The following is a 4,424-nucleotide window of genomic DNA, read 5'->3' as shown; positions in this document are numbered from 1 at the left end:
GGAGGATCACGATGTCCCGGTCCGGCCCGTCGAAGCGCAGGATCAGGTTGTCGCCGATCACGCTGGCCCCGGCGACCTGAGACAGGTCCGCGTCGAGAACGTCTTCCGCCGCATCGAAGTCGGTGATCCGCAGGAAATCGCGCCGGCCATCGCCGATCAGCGAACTGGAGAACATGAACGTGTCGCGGCCCCCGCCGCCGGTCGCGACATCCCGCCCGCCGCCGCTGTCGATCCGGTCGTCGCCGTCGCCGCCGACGATCCTGTCTCGGTCCGCGCCGCCGCGCACGTCGACAGGCCCTTCGGCCCCGCTGGCGTCGAAGCGGTTCAGCCCGTCTCCGAGGTCGATCGCCCCGAGCACGCGGCCGCCCTCGATCAGCACCGTGTCGCCGCCGTCGCCGAAGCGCAGGCCGCCGTCGCTGATCCCGCCGGTCTGGCGGAAGGTCAGTCCATGGGCCGACGCGCTTGCGTCGAGGGCGACGGCGCCGCTCAACAGGCCGTCGTTGACGATGTCGCCGCGGACCCGCACGTCCTCCTGGATCACGATGGCCGCGGCGGTCTCGCTGCGGATCGCGCCCTCGTTGACGATGTCGCCGACGAATACGCTGCGCCCCTCGACGCCGGAGAACAACCGCACGCCGCTCGCCTCGCCCGAAAGCGCGGGCGCGCCGCGGCCGTCGATCTCGCCGGTGTTGGTGATCGAGGCGCGGACCAGCGCGCCGAGCTGGAGCGAGATGGCGTCGCCGTCGAAGCTGCCGTCGAGCTCGCCCGCGTCGATCGACCCGGTGTTCAGGATCGAGAAACGGTCGGCGGTGACGTCGGCGTAGACGACGCCGTTGCGGCTGTCGCCGGTCCCGACGATCAGGCCGTGGTTGACCAGCGAGACGCCTGTCCCGTCGATGTTGACGGCGCGCGACCGCGCGGCGATCACGCCGCCCTCCTCGTTGAGCAGCGTCAGCGCGTGGTCGCCGTCGCCGATATAGACGCCGTTGCGTCCGCCGAGAATCTCGTCCCTGTTCACGATGGTCCCGTGGAACCCGACCCCGTCCTGAATGAGGATGGCCGAGGCGAGGCCGGTGTCGCCCTGGGCTACAATGTCGTCCTCGTTGACGATTTCGCCCGTGAAGCGCGAGCCGGCCTGCGGGTCGGCCGAGAAGATGCGCACGCCGCTCGCCTGGCTGTTGCCTGTCGGCTCGCCCGTGCCGCCGATCAGGCCGGCGTTGAAGATCGACCCCTCCGCCGCGTCGTCGATCTCCAGAGAGATGGCGTCCGAGCTTCTCGAAAGGTCGCCGCCCTCGATCACGCCGCCTTCGAGGTTCTCGATGCGATAGCCCGACGCGCTGGCGGTGGCGTAGATCACCCCGTTGCGGGCGTCGCCGGTCGTCCTGATCACGCCCTCGTTCTGAATCGTGAGGCCCTGGCCGGCGATGTCGATGGCGCGCGAGACGGCGGTGATCAGGCCGCCGTCCTCGTTGACGATCGTCGCCTGCGAATGGTCGCCCTCGCCGAAGCGGATGGCGTTGCGCACGCCCTCGATGACCCCGCCATTTCGGATCTCGCCGACGAAGTTCACGCCGTTGTCGACGAGGATGGCCGCATCGTCGCCGGTGGTCGACTCCGCGACGATGAGGCCGCCGTTGTCGATCAGCGCGGTGAAGGTTGAGGGGCCGCCGACGGGAGAGTAGATCCAGACGCCGCTCGCCTCGCCGCGGCCCTGGATCAGGCCCACGGTGTTCAGAATGTCGCCGAAGACGTTCTCGCCCAGTTCGACGGAGATGGCGTCGCCCGTGCCGCCTTCGCGAGACGTGATGTCGCCCTCGTTGACAATCGTGAAGTTGTTGGAGGTGACGTCGGTGTAGACGACGCCGTTGCGCGGGTCGCCAGTGGTTTCGATCAGGTTGTCGTTTGCCAGCGTGACGCCGTTGCCGCCGATGTTCACGGCGCGGCTGAGGCTGGTGATCACGCCGAAGTTCTCGAGGGTGCCGGAGCTCTCGCCGCCGTTCACGAAATCGACCGCGGTGACGTCGCCGCTGATGTCGCCGGTGTTGACGATCGAGGCGTTCCGACCCTCGACGCGGACGCCGACGACGCCGCTGATCACCGGGCCTGCGGTCGGCTGACCGATCGGGAACTGCGGCGCGCCCGCGGCGGGGGGCGTGGGCGTCCTGATCGCGCCGTCGTCTGCGTTGAGCCCGCCGGACGGCGGCGCGGGAGGCGGCGGCGGGCCGACAAGCTCCTCGGCGATGTCGCGGTCGTTGATGACGGTCACGTTGTCGCCGAGGATGGAGACCGCGGTACCGCGCAGGCTGCGGACCTCGCCGCTGTTGGCGAGGCGCGTGTCGTCCTCGACCAATGTGATCGCCGTGTCGGCGAAGGTCTCGATGCGCGTGGCGAAGCGAACGACAAGGATCTCGCCGGGCTCGTCCGCGACCTGCGGCGTCGTGGTACCCGGCGGAATAATGATCGTGCTGGTCATGCCTCACTCCCGTAGACGGATCAGATCGACGCCATCGCCGACCCGGAGTGAAGCGCCCGACGAAAACCGTCGTTCTACTTGGTGAATGACGTCGTCATCGTGAGATGCGGATGTCATTCGCAGAACGAGGTGGTCGAGGCGTCACCCTTGCCCCGATCATGAAGACTGCGCGCACGGCCGACAGCCCATATGGGTGTTGGACGGGGGCACGAAAATCTTGGGGGAGATCGGAGCGTTCAGCAGGGCGTCGGCGGGCAAGCCGCCTCGATCAGCGCGCGCGCCGCCGCCCGCGCCGCGCGCATCCGCCCGACGCCGGGTCCGCAAGCCTGCGCCTGCACGATCACGCCGTCGAAAAGAAGATAGAGTTGCGCGGCGAGCGCGCCTGGATCGTCCGCGCCCGCCGCCGCGCAGAGGCGCGCGATGCCCTCCAGCATCAGCCGCTTGTGCTCGGCGGCCATCCGGTGGATCGGATCGTCGCGGGGATGGAACTCCGCCGCCGCGTTGAGGAACATGCAGCCCGTGAAATCGCTCCGCCCCGACCACTCCTCAAGAAAATCGAAGATTGCCAGAAGCTTGGCGCCGCCTGAGCGTTGGTCGCGCTCGATGGCGCGCAGCACCATGTCGCGCACGGCCTCGTCGCGTCGGCGCAAGACCGCAAGGATCAGGTCGTCCTTCGAGCGAAAGCAGGCGTAGAACGCCGCGCGCGACACCGCGGCCGCCATGACGATCTCGGCGACGCCGACCGCCCGGTATCCCGCTCGCGCGAACAGGCCGGTCGCGACCTCGATGATCTGTTCGCGCGTCGCCATGCGACAGCCCTAGCGCGCCGGGCGGCGGCGGAGAACCGTCGATTTTCGTAGGGGTGGGGCTCATCCGTTCACGAAGGCGAGACGCGACGCGATTCGGCTGACGTAAGGGAACGATTCGTGCGATCTCATTCGTCGGCGGGCTCCAGATGGCGGAACGGTCGTTCTACGTCTCCGAGGCGTTGGCAGGCGGGTGACGAGGGAGGGGGCGATGGACTGGGACGACCTGCGCTTTTTCAACGCGATCGCCACCGCCGGCAGCGTCGCGAAGGCAGCCCAGACGCTCGGGGTGGCGCAGCCGACGGTGACGCGCCGCGTGCGCGATCTCGAACAGAAGCTCGGCGCGCGCCTGTTCGACCGCCTGACGTCGGGCTACCGGATGACCGAAGCGGGGCTTCGGGTGTTCACGAAATCGGCCGAGGTCGTGCGGATCATGAAGTCCATCTCCGACGACGTGGCGGGCCACGAGGCGGAGGTCGCCGGCGTGGTGCGCATCACGGCGTCCGAGGGCATCGGCGCGTCATGGCTCGCGCCGCGCCTCGGGGCCTTGCGCGCTCAGCACCCGGCGCTCGTGATCGACCTTGAGCTCTCGACGCTGACGCGCGACGTCGCCGCTGGCGACGCCGACATCGCGCTGCGCATGGGCGAGCCGGGCGATGGCGCGCTGGTCGGCCGCCGCATCGCGACGATCCCCTTTTGCCTCTATGCGTCGCGCGGCTACGTCGCAAAGTACGGCGCGCCCAGGGACATTGAGGACCTGCGGCGTCACGTCATCATCGAGAGTTCGGGGCGCCTTGAGCATGTCCCACAGGCGCGCTTGCTCCGCGACATCGCGAACGGCGCCGTGACCGTGGCCGCTCTCGACAACATTTTCGCCCAGGCGGCGGTCGCAAAGGCGGGAGCCGGGCTCGTGGGGCTACCATGTTACCTGGGAAAGCACGATCCCGATCTGACGCGACTCCTCGAAAGCGACTTCCATCTCGAGCTTCCCGTCTGGGTTCTGACCCGTCCCGACCTGCGCCAGACCGCGCGGGTGCGCGCCGTGCTGGACTTCATCGTCGCCGAAGCGCTGCGCACCCTGCCGCAGTCCCGGCAGAGCCTTGCGCGCGAAGCGGTCTGAGGTCCGAACAGGCCGCGCCGTCAGC

At 69.0% G+C, this 4,424-nt stretch carries 3 protein-coding genes; 1 reads left to right on the top strand and 2 read right to left on the bottom strand.

Annotated features, from left to right (window positions below; all coding sequences use genetic code 11):
* On the bottom strand, positions 1-2,473 hold a 2,473-nt coding region (locus V7Q31_RS17605), incomplete at its 3' end, for a beta strand repeat-containing protein (protein WP_442976737.1).
* 236 nt (positions 2,474-2,709) lie between these two features.
* Entirely contained in the window at positions 2,710-3,282 is a 573-nt protein-coding gene (locus tag V7Q31_RS17600) for a TetR/AcrR family transcriptional regulator (protein ID WP_333835157.1), read from the bottom strand.
* Between the two features lie 208 nt (positions 3,283-3,490).
* On the opposite strand from V7Q31_RS17600, the gene V7Q31_RS17595 reads away from it, so the two are divergent.
* Positions 3,491-4,399 (top strand): LysR family transcriptional regulator, encoded by a 909-nt coding sequence (locus V7Q31_RS17595; RefSeq protein WP_333835156.1) that lies wholly within the window; start codon positions 3,491-3,493, stop codon positions 4,397-4,399.
* Positions 4,400-4,424: the final 25 nt, after the last annotated feature.

This window comes from Rubrimonas sp. (assembly GCF_036788415.1).
Classification (GTDB): Bacteria; Pseudomonadota; Alphaproteobacteria; order Rhodobacterales; family Rhodobacteraceae; genus Rubrimonas.
This window is presented reverse-complemented; position numbering and strand designations above follow the sequence as displayed.

Coding starts and splice junctions, on each gene's coding strand:
- V7Q31_RS17600 (WP_333835157.1), bottom strand. CDS start 3,282: ATGGCGACGCGCGAACAGATCATCGAGGTCGCGACCGGCCTGTTCGCG.
- V7Q31_RS17595 (WP_333835156.1), top strand. CDS start 3,491: ATGGACTGGGACGACCTGCGCTTTTTCAACGCGATCGCCACCGCCGGC.